The 17,637-nt window shown below is 63.3% G+C and carries 14 protein-coding genes; 3 read left to right on the top strand and 11 right to left on the bottom strand.

From position 1 onward, the window contains the following. A partial coding sequence (locus AADZ90_RS11915; RefSeq protein ID WP_411997018.1) for a transposase occupies positions 1 to 653 on the top strand: 653 nt, incomplete at its 5' end. Positions 654 to 891: 238 nt separating this feature from the next. Here AADZ90_RS11915 and AADZ90_RS11910 read toward each other — a convergent pair. The 11 genes from AADZ90_RS11910 to AADZ90_RS11860 all read right to left on the bottom strand — a co-directional run bounded on the left by AADZ90_RS11910 (position 892) and on the right by AADZ90_RS11860 (position 15,370). Continuing rightward, complete coding sequence (locus AADZ90_RS11910; RefSeq protein ID WP_411997017.1) at positions 892 to 1,608, bottom strand: SDR family oxidoreductase; 717 nt, start codon at positions 1,606 to 1,608, stop codon at positions 892 to 894. A gap of 329 nt (positions 1,609 to 1,937) precedes the next feature. Beyond that, complete coding sequence (gene cysG, locus AADZ90_RS11905) at positions 1,938 to 3,305, bottom strand: siroheme synthase CysG (protein ID WP_367310208.1); 1,368 nt, start codon at positions 3,303 to 3,305, stop codon at positions 1,938 to 1,940. 28 nt (positions 3,306 to 3,333) lie between these two features. Continuing rightward, positions 3,334 to 5,964 carry a molybdopterin-dependent oxidoreductase gene (locus AADZ90_RS11900; RefSeq protein ID WP_367310207.1) on the bottom strand — a complete coding sequence of 877 codons (2,631 nt, stop codon included), beginning with the start codon at positions 5,962 to 5,964 and terminating at the stop codon, positions 3,334 to 3,336. Continuing rightward, positions 5,964 to 6,293, bottom strand: a complete 330-nt coding sequence (nirD, locus tag AADZ90_RS11895; protein ID WP_367310206.1) for a nitrite reductase small subunit NirD — start codon at positions 6,291 to 6,293, stop codon at positions 5,964 to 5,966. Before nirD ends, AADZ90_RS11900 begins: the two co-directional genes overlap by 1 nt. Further along, positions 6,290 to 8,719 (bottom strand): nitrite reductase large subunit NirB, encoded by a 2,430-nt coding sequence (nirB, locus tag AADZ90_RS11890; RefSeq protein ID WP_367310205.1) that lies wholly within the window; start codon positions 8,717 to 8,719, stop codon positions 6,290 to 6,292. Before nirB ends, nirD begins: the two co-directional genes overlap by 4 nt. Beyond that, the gene (locus tag AADZ90_RS11885; protein WP_367310204.1) at positions 8,716 to 9,144 is read right to left on the bottom strand and encodes a globin family protein; all 429 of its coding nucleotides are present in this window, start codon (positions 9,142 to 9,144) and stop codon (positions 8,716 to 8,718) included. Before AADZ90_RS11885 ends, nirB begins: the two co-directional genes overlap by 4 nt. A gap of 5 nt (positions 9,145 to 9,149) precedes the next feature. Further along, a complete protein-coding gene (locus tag AADZ90_RS11880) occupies positions 9,150 to 10,832 on the bottom strand; it encodes an ABC transporter ATP-binding protein (RefSeq protein ID WP_367310203.1) in 1,683 nt (560 codons plus the stop codon). Between the two features lie 5 nt (positions 10,833 to 10,837). Beyond that, entirely contained in the window at positions 10,838 to 11,914 is a 1,077-nt protein-coding gene (locus tag AADZ90_RS11875; RefSeq protein WP_367310202.1) for an ABC transporter permease, read from the bottom strand. 79 nt (positions 11,915 to 11,993) lie between these two features. Further along, positions 11,994 to 13,358 carry a CmpA/NrtA family ABC transporter substrate-binding protein gene (locus AADZ90_RS11870; protein WP_367310201.1) on the bottom strand — a complete coding sequence of 455 codons (1,365 nt, stop codon included), beginning with the start codon at positions 13,356 to 13,358 and terminating at the stop codon, positions 11,994 to 11,996. A gap of 255 nt (positions 13,359 to 13,613) precedes the next feature. Then, a complete protein-coding gene (locus tag AADZ90_RS11865; RefSeq protein WP_367310200.1) occupies positions 13,614 to 14,789 on the bottom strand; it encodes a CmpA/NrtA family ABC transporter substrate-binding protein in 1,176 nt (391 codons plus the stop codon). Further along, entirely contained in the window at positions 14,786 to 15,370 is a 585-nt protein-coding gene (locus AADZ90_RS11860) for an ANTAR domain-containing response regulator (protein ID WP_367310199.1), read from the bottom strand. Before AADZ90_RS11860 ends, AADZ90_RS11865 begins: the two co-directional genes overlap by 4 nt. A gap of 458 nt (positions 15,371 to 15,828) precedes the next feature. On the opposite strand from AADZ90_RS11860, the gene AADZ90_RS11855 reads away from it, so the two are divergent. Further along, positions 15,829 to 16,113 (top strand): hypothetical protein, encoded by a 285-nt coding sequence (locus AADZ90_RS11855; RefSeq protein ID WP_411997016.1) that lies wholly within the window; start codon positions 15,829 to 15,831, stop codon positions 16,111 to 16,113. A gap of 136 nt (positions 16,114 to 16,249) precedes the next feature. Continuing rightward, positions 16,250 to 17,632: an IS1182 family transposase gene (locus tag AADZ90_RS11850; RefSeq protein WP_367310197.1), complete on the top strand. Its 1,383-nt coding sequence runs from the start codon at positions 16,250 to 16,252 to the stop codon at positions 17,630 to 17,632. Positions 17,633 to 17,637: the final 5 nt, after the last annotated feature.

Genomic DNA, 17,637 nt, shown 5'->3' with positions numbered 1-17,637 from the left:
TCAGGCAGGCCGAGGTTGGATCAACCAAGACAATGCTGAGGCGGGTGAAGAAACGGTTCGATCTTCATCCAGAACGGCTGATCGCTGACACCGCCTATGGCACCGGGCCGCTTCTGGGATGGCTGGTCGATCGCAAGATCGCGCCTCACATTCCGGTGTTCGATAAGTCTGGGCGTAACGACGGTACCTGGACGCGCGCCGACTTCGAGTGGGACGCCCAGAACGATCAATACATCTGCCCTGAGGGCCACGCGCTGAAGCAGTTCCGTCGCAATTACTCGGACCCCAACCGTGGGCCGACCGGCAAAGGCACCGCTCGCTATCGCGCCTTGAAAGAAGTTTGTCAGGCCTGCCCGTCCAAAGCTAAGTGCTGCCCCAACGCCGCTGCCCGCAAGATCACCCGCGAAGAACATGAAGACGCCCGCCAGGTCGCCCGGGACATCGCCAAGACGCGCCAGTACGACATCTCGATGAAGCTGAGAAAGAAGGTCGAGATGCCATTTGCCCACCTCAAACGCATCCTCGGCCTGGGCCGCCTCCGACTACGCGGCCCATGCGGCGCAAACGACGAATTCCTCCTCGCTGCTACCGCCCAGAACCTGAGGAAGCTCGCGAAGATCTTTCCCGCACCGCAGCAAACGCGCAAAGCCTGACCAGTAAGGCACTCGCGCTCAGTTCAGCGCACCACTTTCTGCACGCGCAACACGTTGTTTTTCCACAGAATCAGCGGAAAGCGGTCGTTCGCAACAATCGAGTCTGCCGCGGTGCAGCTTCACCAGAGCAGACATCCGTTCATAGTGTAGCATTGAGCAGCTTCAGAAGACCGCATCGCGGGACGGAACAGCCAGTCGCGGTTCAAAGCACAGCGTCCGCTTTCACCGGTTGACGCTGCTAACTAGCAACTGACAGATGCCGACCTCCATCCACAGGAATGATTGCTCCCGTCACAATTAGCGTCTGCATGAGTGCGACCGCAAAGCGGCCCAATTCTATAGGTTCCACGATACGTCCGATCATCGTTCTGTCACTTTCCACCCGACGAAGTTCTTCACGGTCATCGTCAGATATGTCGGCCCATAGATCCGAGTCGATGAAGCCCGGGCGCACCACGTTGCATCTTATCGGTGCCAAAGAGACTGCAGCGACTTGAGCCATCGCTTCCATGGCCTTGAACGCAGTGTGAACGTGGCCAGCCTTATCGTCGATGATCTGAGAATAACCGCCAGTGATGAGCGTTACCGATCCATCCTGATCCATGATATCCTTGGCATGCCAAATGCATCGGTGGGTACCCCAGACCTTGCCTTGCATGAACCGCTCTGCTTCGCCTGGGGGCGTTTCGCTGAAACCCGAGCGCCCAACCGCGCCCGCTGTGATCATCAAATGAGTGAAGCGACCGACGCGCGTGAAAAAGTCGGTGACGCTCGTTTCGTCGTAGATGTCTATTGGCTCGCCTCTGCAGCCAAGTTCTTCCGCAGCTTGGTCTGCTTTGACTTTAGATCGCGATGTAACGATGACGTCAGCACCAAGTTCCAATGCTGCTTTCGCAACGCCACGACCCATGCCGCCCGATCCACCAATACATACGACTGTCTTACCGTTCATCATCCTATGTCCTTCCTTGATTTCGGCCAGCATAGAGCCGCAAGGTTTCGCGTTTAAGAGGTGTAAAGCGGACGTCGAGGTCGACTGCAGCATTTTGTAGGTCTGGTCTCACTGCCGCCATCGGAGCCAGCGCAGCATCTCGGACTGTCGAGCATCGTGCCCCTTACTCCCGGCCCATTGCGGACCTTCGACCGCCATTCAAGATGCTACGGCTGCGGCCCGCAATGCTGCCATTCGCAGCGATCCGTTCAAGCTCCTCCATCTCGGAGATCTTTTTGAGAAGAGGCTTTTTTCGTCGGTAGTTTCTGAAGCCAGCGACGCCGGCTAGCCTTTCAGGCGACGAGCCTCGCCTTGGTCACGCCTTTCTTGGCGAGCCTGATCAAAATGAGGGCCACGCCGCTTACCTTATGCTCCGCCAGGCTGTTCGCGAGCGACGACAATGTGCAGCGGATCACGCATTCACCGCTGCACGAGGCTTCGACCACCACTTCCACCGGTGTGTTTGCTGGCGCGCCCTCGGCCTGGAGCCGGGAAGAAATGACCCCGGCGCTTTTGACGCCCATATACACGGCGAGCGTCGTGCCCGGGCGCATGTGATGCGCCCAGTCGACGCCCGCGTCGCCCGCGCGGCAGCGTCCCGTAGCAATGACGAGCGTATCTGTTTCTCCGCGCTCCGTAAGACCCCGACCAAGGGCAGACGCGGCGGCGCTGGCCGCGGTGACGCCCGGAACGATTTCGACCGAGATGCCTGACATACGGGCCGCTTCAAGCTCTTCCGTCGCCCGGCCGAAAATCGACGGGTCACCGGATTTCAGCCTTACGACCCGGCGGCCTTTCTGGGCTTCGGCGACGATGAGCGCGCAGATTTTTTCCTGGGGCCAGGCGCATGCTCCGACCTCTTTGCCGACGAACACACGTTCGGCATCGCGGCGGGCGCATTCGAGGACTTCGGGGTCCACGAGGCGGTCGTAATAGATCACGTCCGCTTCCTGCAGGCGCTCAACAGCGCGCAGCGTCAGCAGATCGCGCGCGCCCGGGCCGGCACCGACAAGGGCGATGTGGCCCTTGCCGGCGACGTCCGGGACGCGTTGCCTGACGATGGCGGCCTTGATGAGTTCGGCGGCCTCGGTTTCCGCGCCGATCCGGTGGAGCAACGCAGGCTCGCCCTTGAACACCCAGGCCCAGAAGGCGCGGCGCATGTTCTGCGGCAAACGGTCGGCGACCGCGCCGCGCAGGCAGCCGGCAAGCTCGGCTAGGCCGCCGATGCGGGGCGGCAGCATCGTCTCGATCCGGGTCTTGATCGTGCGGCCGAGGACGGGCGCGGTGCCTTCCGTGCCGATGGCGACGACGACGGGGTCCCGGTCGACAATCGATGGCGTCAGAGCGTCGCAGAGTTCGGGGCGGTCGACGACGTTGACGGTTGCGCCGCCGTCCTTCGCGATCGCGTGGAGCGCGGCATCGGCGCCCGCACAGCCAGTTGCGATGAAGGTCAGCTCGCTGCCGGCAAACGTTCCGGGCGAGATGCGATCGCCGTGATGCGTGGCACGACCCTGGGTGACGAGCCCCTGGAGTTCCGCATCGAGTGCGGGCGCGGCCAGAACGATCTCGGCATCCGTCTTGAGGATCAGCCGCGCCTTTTGTGCCGCCTGTTCGCCACCGCCTGCGATGACGACCCGGCGGCCGGTGGTGCGGATGAACATCGGAAAGGATTTCATGGACCGGTCTCCGTTACTCGGCGGCTTCGCGGACGGTGAAGCGCCTGATGAGGCTGGTGATTTCGGGGCGACACGAGCCGCAGGTCACGCCCGCACCGGTGGATGTGCAGACACGGTCGAGGTCTGCGCCGAGCCTGTGCGCGGCGGCAAGGAGCGTATTCGCGCCAACGCCCGTGCAGGAACAGACGGTCGGTCCGGGATCGGGCGCATTGCCGCGCGGGCGTGCCGCCAGAACGCCGCCCGCCTGCTGGCCGATCAGAGCTGCGATGTGGTCGCGGGCCACGGTCACCGGGCGGCGCCCGATGAAAAGCGCGGCGGCGAGCCTGCCGCTGGCATCGGTGAAGGCCAGGCGCGCGGTGCCCGTGGCGGCGTCGGTTAGCACCTGCGGTTCGGTGTCGAGGGCAAAAAGACGGCGCGCGAAGCCGGTCCAGTCGTCGCAGGCCGTCTCGCCCGCCAATTCCATGCGCCAGCCGGCCTCTGTACGGACGCGCGCCCAGTAGGCGACGTTGGCGGCAGGTTTGTCGGCGGCAACGGCGAAGCCGTACCACCCGGCGTCGTAACGCTCGATGGCGACAACGCTTGCCTTGCTTTCGGGCTGGCCCGAGACGGGATCATTCGCGGGCGCGACGAGGGCATCGACGCGCGCGGCGGGCGCGGTCTCGCCGGTCCAGTGCATCGGAGCGAAGGGCGTCCCGATCGGAGCGTCCTCGCTGACCAGGACACGGAGGATGGCGGTGCCTAACGGGCTTTTGACCCGCGCGAGATCGGCGGGCGCGAGGCCGAGGGCGGCGGCGTCCTCGGGGTGGATCTGCAGGAACGGTTCGGCCAGATGGCGCGAGAGGCGGGGCGCAAGGCCGGTCCGCGTCATCGTGTGCCACTGGTCGCGGGTGCGGCCCGTGTTCAGGCGATAGGGGTATTTCGGGCTGCGGGCGGCGGCAGGCGCCTTCTGGCGGACGGGAAGAAGCCGCGCGCGGCCGTCGGGCGTGAAGAACCGTCCGTCGCCGAAGAACCGCCCGCCCGACCGGGTGGCGGTGACCGGCCAGCGGGTGGGCGCCAGCGTTTCGTAGTCCGCATCGGAGAGATCCGCGAGGCCCGAGATGTCGAAGTCGCGTCCGAGGCGGCCTGCAATGCCGGAGAGTGCGGCGTGTTCGCGGAAGATCTCGGTCGGGGAGCGGTAATCGAAGGCGTCGGTCCAGCCCATGCGGCGGCCCACATCGGCGAAGATCGCCCAGTCGTGGCGCGCGAGACCGGGCGCGGCAAGCGCGGGGCGCTGGCGGCTGATCGTGCGGTCGGAATTGGTGACCGTGCCGTCCTTCTCGCCCCACCCGGTGGCGGGAAGGAGGACGTCGGCAAGGCGGGCGGTGTCCGTCTCGGGCGTGATGTCGGAGACGACTGTGAAGGGGCAGGCCCTGATCGCGGCGCGGACGGCGTCGGCGTCGGGCATCGAGACGGCGGGGTTCGTGCAGGCGATCCAGAGGGCCTTGATCCGCCCTTCCCCTATGGCGCGGAACATATCGACGGCCCTGAGGCCGGGGCGTTCGGCGATGCGGGGGCTGGCCCAGAAACTTTGGACGGCGGCGCAGTGTTCGGCGCTTTCAAGGTCGAGATGCGCGGCGAGCATATTGGCCAGCCCGCCCGTCTCGCGTCCGCCCATGGCGTTCGGCTGCCCGGTGACGCTGAAGGGCCCCATGCCGGGTTTGCCGATGCGGCCCGTCGCGAGGTGGCAGTTGAGGATGGCATTGACCTTGTCGGTGCCGCGCGTCGACTGGTTCACGCCCTGGGAAAACACGGTCACGGTGCGCTCGGTCGCGGCGAACATCTGGTAAAAGCGGGTGATGTCGCGCCGGTCGAGGCCGGTGATCTCCGGGTCGTCGGCTGAGGCGCGGGTGAAGGTGTCGTCGAAGCCTGTGGTGTGGTTCAGGATGAAGGCCTCGTCGAGGGCACCGTTTTCGCGGAGATAGGCGAAGAGGCCGTTGAAGAGGGCGACGTCGGTGCCGGGTTTCAGCGCAAGATGCAGGTCGGCGATGTCGCAGGTCGCGGTCCGGCGGGGGTCGATCACGACGATCTTCGTACCGCGCGCCGCGCGGGCGGCGGCGAGGCGCTGGTAAAGCACGGGATGGCACCAGGCGAGATTGGAGCCGGTCAGGACGACCAGATCCGCCTGCTCGAGATCGTCGTAGGTGCCCGGCACGGTGTCAGAGCCGAAGGCGCGCCTGTGTCCCGCGACGGTCGACGCCATGCAGAGGCGCGAGTTGGTGTCGATGTTGGCCGACCCGATGAACCCCTTCATCAGCTTGTTGGCAACGTAGTAATCCTCGGTCAGAAGCTGGCCCGAGACGTAGAAGGCGACGCTGTCAGGGCCGTGTTCGGCGATGGTGTCGGCAAAGCGGCGGGCGACGAGATCGAGCGCCTCGTGCCAGCCGGTCTCGGTTCCGTTCACGCGCGGGGCGAGGAGACGCTCGCCGAGGCCGACCGTTTCACCCAGCGCGAACCCCTTGGAGCAGAGGCGACCCTGATTGGCCGGGTGGTCCGGGTCGCCTTCAACGGTGAGCCCGCCAGCCCCGTCGGCGCGCAGCGTCACGCCGCATCCAACACCGCAATAGGGACAGGTCGAGCGGACCTGCGCGAGCCCCGCGCCGTCCATCAGGCGGCCCTCTGCCCGAGCACGGCGGCGTCGATCAGGATGCGGCCGTCCTCGACCTTGGCGGGGTAGGTCCGGATGCGGCCCTCGTCTGCGCCCTGGGCCTCGCCGGTTTCCAGATCGAAGATCCAGTTGTGCAGGGGACAGGTCACCTTGGCGCCATGGACGATGCCTTCTGCCAGCGGGCCACCCTTGTGCGGGCAGGTGTTGGAGGTGGCGTAGACGGTGGCTTCATCGGTGCGGAAGACGGCAACGCAACCGTCCCGCGTCTTCACCTTACGCGCCCCGCGGAGGGGGATGTCATCGATGGCGCCGATGTCGATCCAGGTCATTCCGCGGCCTCCAGGGTCAGATCGGCAAGCGGCTGGAATTTGGCGGCCTCTTCCGCGCGGGCGCGTTCGGACCAGGGATCCTTCTGATAGATCGTCTGGGACAGCTCGAAAGCGGCGACGAGGCGGCCGCGCTCAGCGGCGTCGCCCAGGCGCTCCTGCACCCAGTCCAGGCCGACCTTGGCGATCCATTTGTAAGGCCGGTCGAGGTACTTGGCGTTCTCGCGGTAAAGCTGGACGAAGGCGATGATCCATTCCATGGCCTCCTCCTCGGTCGCGACCTTCACGAGGGGTTCGATTTCCTTGAGGTCCATCCCCGCCGCGCCGCCGACGCCGATCTCATAGCCTGACTCCACGCAGACGATGCCGACATCCTTGCACGTCGCCTCGGCGCAGTTCCGCGGACACCCCGAGACGGCCATCTTGACCTTGTGCGGCGTCCAGGAGCCCCAGAGCTTCTTTTCCAGCTTCACGCCGAGGCCGGTCGAGTCCTGTGTGCCGAAGCGGCAGTGGTCGGTGCCGACGCACGTCTTCACCGTGCGGAGGCCCTTGGCGTAGGCGTGGCCAGAGACAAGGCCCGCGCGCCCGAGATCGGCCCACATGGCGGGCAGATCCTCGCCACGGACGCCAAGAAGGTCGATGCGCTGACCGCCGGTGACCTTCACGGTCGGCACGTTGTACTTGTCGGCCGCATCCGCGATGGCGCGCAGTTCCTGCGCGTTGGTGATGCCGCCCCACATGCGTGGCACGACCGAGAATGTGCCGTCCTTCTGGATGTTGGCGTGCTTGCGTTCGTTGACGAAGCGGCTTTGCGGATCGTCCTGATACTCCACCGGCCAATCGGCCAGGAGGTAGTAATTGATCGCCGGGCGGCAGACATGGCAGCCATTGGGCGTGGTCCAGCCAAGCTCCTGCCAGACGGCGGCCTGGCTTTTCAGCTCTCGCGACTTGATGAGACGCCGGACATCCTCGTGGGTGAGGTCCGTGCATCCGCAGACGGGTTGGGCGGTGGGCAGCTGAAATTCGTCACCCAGTGTTACAGCAAGAAGCTGCTCCACCAGCCCTGTACAGGTCCCGCAGGACCCGGACGCCTTGGTGGTCGCGCGGACCGCATCGAGCGATCCCGCGCCGCCTTCGATAGCTTGAACGATCTGACCTTTGCACACGCCGTTGCAGCCGCAGATTTCTGCGTCAGCCGGTAAGGCTGCAACGGCCGCCATAGGGTCCAGCGCGGCACCCCCCTGGTAGGCGGGTCCGAAGATGAGCGTTTCGCGCATCCCGGTTACGTCGGTCTTGTCCTTGATGAGGCCATGGAACCAGCCACCGTCGGCGGTGTCGCCGTACATCACGGCGCCGATGACGCGGTTGTCCTGAAGTACGAGCCGTTTGTAGACGCCGCGGGCCGGGTCGCGGAAGACGATGTCTTCGCGGTCCTCGCCTTCGGCGAAGTCACCTGCAGAGAAGAGGTCGCAGCCCGTGACCTTGAGCTTCGTCGCCGTCTCGCGGTTGACGAACGCGGCCTGCTCGCCAAGCAGGGTCTGCGCGGCGACCTTGGCCTGATCGTAAAGCGGCGCGACGAGGCCGAAGATCTGGCCGTCGTGTTCGACGCATTCGCCGATGGCAAGGATGTCTTCGTCACTGGTGATCATCGCATCGTCGACGTGAACGCCGCGGCCACAGGCAAGGCCCGCCTCGGCGGCGATCGCGGTGGCCGGGCGGATGCCAACGGCCATGACCAGGAGGTCGCAGGGGATTTCGGTGCCGTTGTCGAGGCGAAGCGCCGTGACCTTGCCGCTCTCGCCGATGATCTCCTTGGAGTTGGTGGAGACGAGGACGTTGATGCCGCGGCGGGCGAGTTCCTTGCGGAGGAGGTAGCCCGCCGCCTCGTCAAGCTGGCGTTCCATCAGGTGGCCCATGAGGTGCACCACGGTGACATCGACGCCGCGTGCATGCATCCCCGCGGCCGCTTCAAGACCGAGGAGGCCGCCGCCGATCACGACGGCCTTGGTGCCCTGGCCGAGGGACATCATCCGCTGCGTATCCTCCAGATCGCGGTAGGCGATGACGCCGTCGAGGTCGTGGCCGGGAAGCGGGACGATGAAGGGGTTGGAGCCGGTGGCGATGACGAGCTTGTCATAAGGCACGTCACCGTTCGGGGCGCGGACCACCTTGGCCGCACGGTCGATGCCGGTCACCCGTTCGCCGAAGCGGCAGGTGACGCCGTGGTTCTCGTAGAAGGCCGCGTCGTGGGTGACGATTTCCTCATAGGTCTTCTCTCCGGACAGGACCGGAGAGAGCATGATGCGGTTGTAGGTCCCGCGCGGCTCGGCGTTGAAGAGGGTGATCTCCCATCCTCCGGCCGCAGACATATGTTCGACCAGGCGGCCTGCGGCCATGCCTGCGCCGATGATGACGAGTTTTCGGGTCATGTTTCAGGCTCCTTGGGGCCGTAAGCAGCGTCGATCATGACGCCGGACAAGGTGCCGTAGGTCTGGCTCCAAGCCTCTTTGACGTCGGGAGTGAAGGCATCGCCCAGCCCCTTTTCGAGCGTGCGAAGCAGGGAGGCGCCGACCTTGTCGTAGTCGCCTGCCTTTACGCCGTAGCCGACATGCCGGATGGCAAGGTCCCGGGCGACAGGCAGGACGGTCGGCAGGTTGTCGAGACTGCGGACAACGACGCCGAGCGTCGCCATGAGCTTTTTGCCCTGCTCGGTCATGTCCGCCCCCGCAAAGTAGGGTCTGACCTCGGGAGAGGTTTCGAAAAGGTCCGTGTAGAAGATCTCGGCTGCGGTGTCGGCGATCGGGACGACTTTCTCGAAGCTGTCTTTTACCAAGGTGATCTGGTGCGTTTCCATGAGCTCTACTCCGCCGCGATTGCGGCCTGACTGAGTTTCGGTTTAGGTGTCGCACCGTGTTCGTATTCCTCGAGGAAATCGAGCACCTCCTGCCGATAGGCGTAGTAATCCGGATGCTCGAGAAGCGCCTTGCGTGTGCGGGGCCGGGGCAGATCGACCTGGGTGATCTTGCCGATCGTGGCCTGCGGTCCGTTCGTCATCATCACCACGCGGTCGGCCAGCAGGATCGCCTCATCCACATCATGGGTGACGCAGATCGCGGTGACCTTGGTGCGGGACCAGACCTCCATCAGGACCTCCTGCAACTCCCAGCGGGTCAGGCTGTCGAGCATGCCGAAGGGCTCGTCGAGCAGGAGCAGCTTCGGCGAGAGGGCGAAGGCGCGGGCGATCCCGACGCGCTGTTTCATGCCGTTCGAGAGGTCAAGCGCGGGCTTGTCCATCGCCTCGGCAAGGCCGACCCGTTCGAGATAGTATTCAACGACGTCCTGCCGTTCCTGCCGGGAGGCGCGCGGATAGACCTTGTCGACGCCGATGGCGACGTTTTCCTTGGCGGTGAGCCACGGGAAAAGCGAGGGCGCCTGGAAGACGACAGCGCGTTCGGGGTCGGCGCCTTTGACGTGGCGACCGTCAAGCTTGATGGCCCCCTTCGAGATCTCGTTCAGACCGGCGGCCATGGTCAGGACAGTGGACTTGCCGCAGCCGGAATGGCCGATGAGCGAGATGAACTCGCCACGGTCGATCTTGAGGTCGAAATCCTCGACCACGGTAAGCGGGCCTTTGGGGGTCGGGTAAACCTTGTGGAGCTGGCTGAAATCGAGGAAGCGGCTGTCGATCAGACCCTTCTGCGCATCGGCCACCGCCGTGGGGACGCCGTGGATGGGCGTGACCTCGGGAAGTGTGCGCACGCCTTCGATCTTGGCGGCGATACCGACATCCATAAGGTATTTGGTGATGTCCGCGCGGAGGCTCTTGAAGGTTTCGTCGTGGTTCATGGCCGTCCGGTCGCGTGGGCGCGGGATGGTCACGGTGAATTCCTGCCCCAGCGTGCCGTCGGGGTTGAGTGCGATGATGCGGTCGGCCAGCGTGATCGCCTCGTCCACGTCGTTGGTGATGAGCACGCAGGTCTTGCGGTCCTCTTCCCAGATCGCCTCAATCTCGTCGGCGAGGTTGGCGCGGGTGAGCGCATCGAGCGCCGAAAGCGGTTCGTCGAGAAGCAGCACCTCGGGGTTCATGGCGAGCGCGCGGGCCACGTTGACGCGCTGGCGCATCCCGCCCGATAGCTCTGCCGGGCGGCGGGTGGCGGCGTGGGACAGGCCGACCATGCGGACGTAATGATCGACCTTCTCGGCGCGCTCCTTGCGGGAGAGGCCCGGAAAGATCGTATCGACAGCGAGCCTTACGTTGCCGGAGACCGTAAGCCACGGCATGAGCGAATAGCTTTGGAAAATGACACCGCGTTCCGGTCCAGGCCCCGTGATCGGGGCGCCCTTGAAGGTGGCCGAACCGCTCGTGGGCGTCTCAAGTCCCGCAAGAAGGTTGATGAGCGTCGTCTTGCCGGTGCCGGAGAAGCCGAGGAGAACGAGGAACTCGCCCTCCTTCACCTCAAGGTCGATCCCGCTCAGCACCGGCGCGGCATGGATGCCCGTGCCATAGCTCTTCGAGACGTTTTCGAGTTTCAGGATGCTCATCGCGCTCACCGGTGGTTCGTGAAGGTGAAGGCCGCCTGGATCGCGTACATCAGCCGGTCGAGGAGGAACCCGATCACGCCGATGGTCAGCACCGCGACCATGATCCTGGCGAGCGACTGGCTGGAGCCATTCTGGAACTCGTCCCAGACGAACTTGCCGAGGCCCGGGTTCTGCGCGAGCATCTCCGCTGCGATCAGCACCATCCAGCCGACGCCGAGCGACAGGCGGAGGCCGGTAAAAATCAGCGGCAGGGCGGAGGGCAGGACCAGCTTGGTGATCTTGGTCCAGGTGCCCATTTTCAGCACCTTCGAGACATTGACGAGGTCCTTGTCGATGCTCGCCACGCCGAGCGCGGTGTTGATGAGCGTCGGCCAGAGCGAGCAGAGCGTCACCGTAATGGCCGAGATCAGGAACGATTTGGCAAAGAAGCCGTCATTCGTCGCATAGACCGCCGAGACGATCATCGTCACGATGGGGAGCCAGGCAAGCGGCGAGACCGGTTTGAAGATCTGGATCAGCGGGTTCAGCGCGGCATTCGCGGTCTTCGACAGGCCCGCGGCAATGCCAAGCGGCACCGCGACGACAGTGGCGATCAGGAAGCCGAAGAAGACGGTCGCGATGGAAGTGCCGATCTGCTGGTAGTAGGTCGGTGCACCGGTATAGGCGCGCTCGACGGGGTCTTGCCCGTTGGCGATGCGGCGTTCGTTGAGCGTTGCGACCTGGGCCTGAAACTTGGCGCGGCTTTCGCCTTTGCGCACGGCGTCTTCGTGGAGATTGACCGCCTGTTCCCACACCTGCGCCGGACCCGGGACCGCGCCGAGGGAGGTCTGGACCTGCGGCGCCAGTGTCGCCCAGAGCGCGAGGAAGCCGACGATGGCGAGAAGCGGCACGCCCAGAAGGCGCCAGACCTCGCCCAATTGCGCGCGCGGGTTGTCGCCCGCCGCGGCCTTGAGCATCGGTGTCAGCCAGGAAAGACCGAGGACGGTGAACCACTTGTCGGCTTTGTTGATGCGGGTGAACCAGACGGCGCGACGGGCTTCGCGCGCGGCGTCGGTGGCGAAATTCGGGTCAACTGCGGTCATGGGTCTGCCCCTGCCTCAAGGAATGGAAGGATCGCGGTTCGGGCCGCTCAGAAAGGTGGACGAGCGGCCCGGTCTGGCGTCAGCCCTGAACTTCGGAACCGACCACGATCTGATCGGCCTTCAGCCCGATGGGCAGGCTTTCGAGGTAGGCGTTGGGCGCACGGCCGTCATAGGGGATGCCGTCGATGATGTCGGCGGCCGGCGTCGGTGCCTTGTAGCCGTCGCTGTCCCATGGGAAGTCCGCCTCGTTGGCGAAGCCCTCGTCGACCAGCAGGCGGGCCGCTTCGAGATAGATCTCGGGCTTGTAGACCTTTCTTGCCACCTCGTCGTACCAGGCGTCGGACTTCGCCTCGGGGATCTGGCCCCAGCGGCGCATCTGGGTCAGGTACCAGACGGCATCCGAATAGAACGGATAGGTCGCGTTGTAGCGGAAGAACACGTTGAAGTCGGGGATGTCCCGCTTGTCGCCCTTCTCGAACTCGAAGAAACCGGTCATCGAGTTGGCGATGACGTCGTAATCCGCGCCGACATATTCCGGGCGCGACAGGATTTCGACGGCCTCGGGGCGGTTGGCGTTGTCGTTCTCATCCAGCCAGATGGCCGCGCGGATAAGCGCCTTTGTGACGGCAAGCGTCGTGTTCGGGTATTGCGCGGCGAACTCATTGGTGATGCCGAAAACCTTTTCCGGGTTGTTCTTCCAGATCTGGTAGTCGGTGATGACCGGGACGCCGATGCCCTTGAAGACGGCCTGCTGGTTCCATGGCTCGCCCACGCAGTAGCCATAGATGGTGCCGGCTTCGAGCGTGGCGGGCATCTGCGGCGGCGGCGTCACGGACAGGAAGACGTCCGCGGCGATCTGGCCGCTGATGTTCTCCGGGCTGTAATAGCCCGGGTGCAGGCCACCGGCGGCAAGCCAGTAGCGCAGCTCGTAATTGTGGGTCGAGACCGGGAAGACCATGCCCATGTTGAAGGGCTTGCCCTCGTCACGGAACTGCTCGACGACCGGAGCGAGGGCCTCGGCGCTGATCGGATGCTGGGGGCGACCGTCCTCCATCGACGGGATATGCGGCCGCATCAGGTCCCAGACCTCGTTCGACACGGTAATGCCGTTGCCGTTCAGGTCCATCGAGAAGGGCGTGATGATGTGCGCCTCGGTGCCGTACCCTATCGTCGCAGCCAGTGGCTGACCGGCAAGCATGTGGGCGCCGTCAAGCTGGCCGTCGATGACACCGTCGAGAAGCACCTTCCAGTTGGCCTGCGCTTCGAGCGTGACGAAAAGACCCTCATCGAGGAAATAGCCCTGTTCATAGGCGACCGCGAGCGGGGCCATGTCAGTGAGTTTGATGAAACCGAAGGTCAGTTCGTCCTTTTCCAGCTCCAGCATCTGGGCCGATGCGCTGGTGACGGTCAGGGCCGCAGCAGCGGCGCTCAGTAGGTATTTCATCGGGTGTCCCCCTGTCTTTAGATGCGCGTGGTCCGCGCAAAACAAAAAAGCCGCCAGACCATCCCGGACGCCTGGCGTCGGGAACGGTCGAGCGGCTGTGCTCGGATTGCCCTGTCATGGGTAAGAAGGGAGAGCGCCGTTGCTCTCAGAGCTGATGCTTCACAGGACGCGAGGCCGGCGCAACGCCGCGTGTCGAATCCAAGCGGATTTTTCTGCGCTGCCGCATTTCACCCGGCAAAAGCGCCTGATTTTTGATCAGAGACCATCCGTCGGATCAAAAATCTTGCCGTCGAAGAACCGGTTTTCGGGAAGGATGAGCCGACCGTTGTCGGCAGCGACGGCCGTTCCCTCGACGATTCCCCCCTCGATTTTTTCCGATGCGCCCGGCAGGATGGCCCCCGTGTCGCCAAGGTGCTGTCGATAGAGATCGGTTCGAAACGTTGCGCGGGCGGCATCCATGGCGTGACGCCTGTCGATACCAAGACGCCCGGCAATCTGCCCCCCGATCCAAGCCGCCTGGCTTCGCCACGGAAAATTGGCGGCACCCCGGTGAAATTCGATGAAACCGGCGCATTCCCGGGTTTCTCCGCGCCCGTTCACCACAAACTGACCCGTGAGGGCGCGATCTATGATTTCCGGTGCCAGATCCAGGTAGCTTTCCCGCGAAAGGAGTTCGGCCGCGGTCGTCAGGGCCCCGCCTGTTCCAAGCCACCGCGAAGCTTTCCAGACCGCCCGCATCAGTCGTCCCGTCAGGTCAGCATTTTCCGCCGCCCAGATCGAGCGGACTGCCAGCACCTTTTCGGGTGCGAAGCTCCAGATCGCGCGTCCGGGCAAAAGCAGAGTGCCCACGCCGCTTTCGACGGATTTCGATCCCCAAGGTTCACCGACGCAGAACGCATCGATTTCACCTGCCGCGAGAGCCTCGGCCATGAGAGGCGGCGGTACCGTTCGGATGACAAGCCCTTGGGATGCCGGCAGACCCGAGGCCGCCAGCCAATAGTAGAGAAGCTCCGCATGCATGGAAAACGGGAACGGAACTCCGACCCTGAGCTCTTCTCCTGCCGAGGTCAGGACTTTCCCCGCAGCGGTCGCGTCGGAAAAGTCCAACGGCTCGGCAGCATCCCTCAGGCGATCCGCAAGCTTGTTGGAGACCCCGACAACCGTGCCATTGACCGACATGACCATGAGCGCGGAAACGTCGGCCGCAACGCCGCCGACGCCAAGAGCCATGGCGACGGGAACCGGTGCAAGAAGATGCGCGGCCTCCACGGCCCCGAAGGCCAGCATGTCTCGCAAGGAAGACCAAGACGGCGCCCGGACCAGATCAAGCGCCAGCCCTTCCTCATGCGCAAACCCCATTTCCTTCGCCGCAATGAGTGACGCGGCATCGGTCAGAGGAATAAAGGCAACGGATAGGCGTGCCAAAGTCACGACAGAAGATCCGCTGCCGTCACCAGCGCCTGGGCCACGTCGGAAATCTTCTTGCCCTGGTTCATGGCTGTCTTCCGCAGAAGCGCATATGCCTCGTCCTCGCCGATCCCCCGCGCTTTCATCAGCAGACCCTTCGCGCGGTCGATGGTCTTTCGTTCTTCAAGCGCGCGTTTCGTTTCATTCAGTTCGTCCCGCATCCGACGGAACATGTTGAACCGGGCGATCGCGGCGGCGATCACCGGTCGCAATCGTTCCGGTCGCAGGTCGTCAACGACATATGCCGACACCCCCGCCTCGATCGCGGCCTTCGTCATGCTATCGTCGCTTCTGTCAGTGAAGACCGCGACAGGACGCTCCAGAGGAGACGTCGCCAGCGTCAGTTCTTCGATCATGTCGCGTGTCGGGCTGGTTATGTCCACGATGACAATGTCGGGCTGTATCTCGGTAATCTGCCGAGAAAGACCCGATATCTCAGATATCACCCGAATGTCGTTGTCGCCGGCCTCGCGCAGGCTGTCGACGATCATGAGCGCTCTGTCGCGATCTGGCTCTGCGACGATGATCGAAAGCGGCTTGGACATCAGATCAGCATGGGGCCATGCTGCGGGCGCAGCAATAAAATTCTGCAATGCGGCATCAAAAGGTGGCGAGGCGCCCAATTGTTAGGCGGCGCAGAATTCCGACCGCGTCTGACGGCTTTGATGCACAGATCAGGTCACGGCCCGAACCAGCCCTTGATCATTTCGCTTCTATGCTGCGGTGCTGCCCGTTAGAGCTGCCATTCGCTGCGACCGCAAAATCAGGGTTCAAGCCAACTCGCAGTTCGCGGACGAAACGGTCAATCGGACCGCGACCAGTAAGTCTGTTTTCATGACACTGATCCGTATGTTGGCAGGAGCAAATTGCATGCAGGACTAGCGCTACATATCCACGGATCATGAGGTCGCCTTCCGAAAAAGGGATCCCGCCCCATGGACACCTCTAGTCGCATTGTTACCACTACCAGGGCCCACCTTGGTAGTGGTAACGACATCTGAATTTGAGGATTTGGGCCGATGTACATCCCGCGGTCGTTTATCTAAACGGGCTGCTCTTTCTCATTGGCCGTTTGGTTATTATCACCAGCCACAACCTTTGGTCACTGGACTTCCGTCTGCTGGTCACCTTGTCCGGATGGCTTCTCATTTTCGCCGGAGCCTTCCGTATGTTTTTCCCAACTGCCCAGCAGTTGGCCGCCGGCACGGGCACATACCTCTTGATTGCATTGCTCTTCTTGCTTGGTATGGCGCTTACGGCCTATGCCTTCCTCAATCCATCAAACTGAATTGCGATTGGCAAAATAGGGGACGTTCGTCGACCCTGCAGCATCCGTTGTTTTGGGCTGATTCCGTTGAAAAACTCGTACTTGATCGTGTCGCAAGTCGCTGATTCAATTCTCTCATCCAGTGGTAGGATTGGCTATGATGGGACCGCGGCAGGAAGCGCAATCCGCGTTGTTCTACGAGTTCTCGCTCGAAGATCACGTCCCGCAAGATCACTTGCTGCGGTCGATTGATCGGTTCGTTGATCCGACCAGCGTCCGCGCACATCTGGCGGATTTCTACAGCCACACAGGGCGTCCTTCGGTTGATCCCGAGTTGCTGTTCAGAATGCTTTTGGTTGGGTATTGCTTCGGTATTCGATCGGAACGGCGGCTCTGTGAAGAAGTGCATCTGAACCTTGCTTACCGCTGGTTTTGCCGCCTCGATTTGACGGATCGCATCCCGGATCACTCGACCTTTTCCAAGAACCGTCATGGTCGGTTCCGCGAAAGCGATCTGCTGCGACATGTATTCGAGACGACGGTTGCTTGCTGCATGAAGGAAGGCTTGGTTGGTGGTCAGGGCTTCGCGGTCGACGCCAGTTTGGTCAGCGCCGATGTTCAGAAGCAGAACTCGAGCAATCCCGAGGACTGGGCGGCCCGCGAGATTGATCCGAATGATGCGCCCCGCGCAGTGCGCGAGTACCTCGACACGCTGGATGATGAGGCTTTTGGCGCAGCTACAACGGCCAAGCCCAAGTTCACCGCGCATGCTGACCCTGCCAGCCAATGGACAGCAGCGCGTAAAGGCCCTGCGTTCTTTGCCTATTCTGACAACTACCTGATCGACACGGACCACGGGATCATTGTCGATTTGGACGCCAGCCGGTCTAACAAGACCGCAGAGGTCGGTGCGATGCGAAAGATGCTCGACCGCACCGAAGACTGGTTTCGCTTGAAGCCTGATTGGATCGCCGCTGACACGGCCAACGGGTCGTCCGACAATCTGGTCTGGCTGGCTCTGAAGCGCCAAATCCTCCCCTTCATCCCTGTCTTCGACAAGGGCGAACGGACCGACGGAACCTTCTCGCGATCCGACTTCACATGGGATGATGAGAACGACCGCTACATCTGTTCGGGCGGCAAGGAGATGCGACATACTTGGCGGACCTATTCCGATCCAAAGCGGAATGCCCCGAGTTGGCGCGCCCGCAAGTATCGGGCGTTGAAGTCCGATTGCTCGAGATGTGCTCTAACGGTCAAATGCTGCCCCAACTCAGAAGCACGCGCGATTCATCGCGAGAAGTACGAGAACGTCCGAGACTTCGCCCGCCAATGCACGGCCTCAGAGTTCAATCCAACTGCCCAGCGGCGGCGCAAGAAAGTCGAGATGCTCTTCGCCCACCTCAAACGCATCCTCGGGCTGGGTCGCCTCAGATTACGAGGGCCCTGCGGCGTTCAAGACGAGTTTACCCTCGCAGCCACCGCCCAAAACCTCAGGAAACTGGCCAAGCTCAAGCCGATGGTCCCCGCCATAGGATGAAAAAG

The sequence above is a fragment of the Aestuariibius violaceus genome, from assembly GCF_040779325.2.
Lineage (GTDB): Bacteria > Pseudomonadota > Alphaproteobacteria > Rhodobacterales > Rhodobacteraceae > Aestuariibius > Aestuariibius violaceus.
The sequence above is the reverse complement of the archived record's forward strand: the minus strand, read 5'-3'. Positions and strand labels throughout refer to the sequence as shown.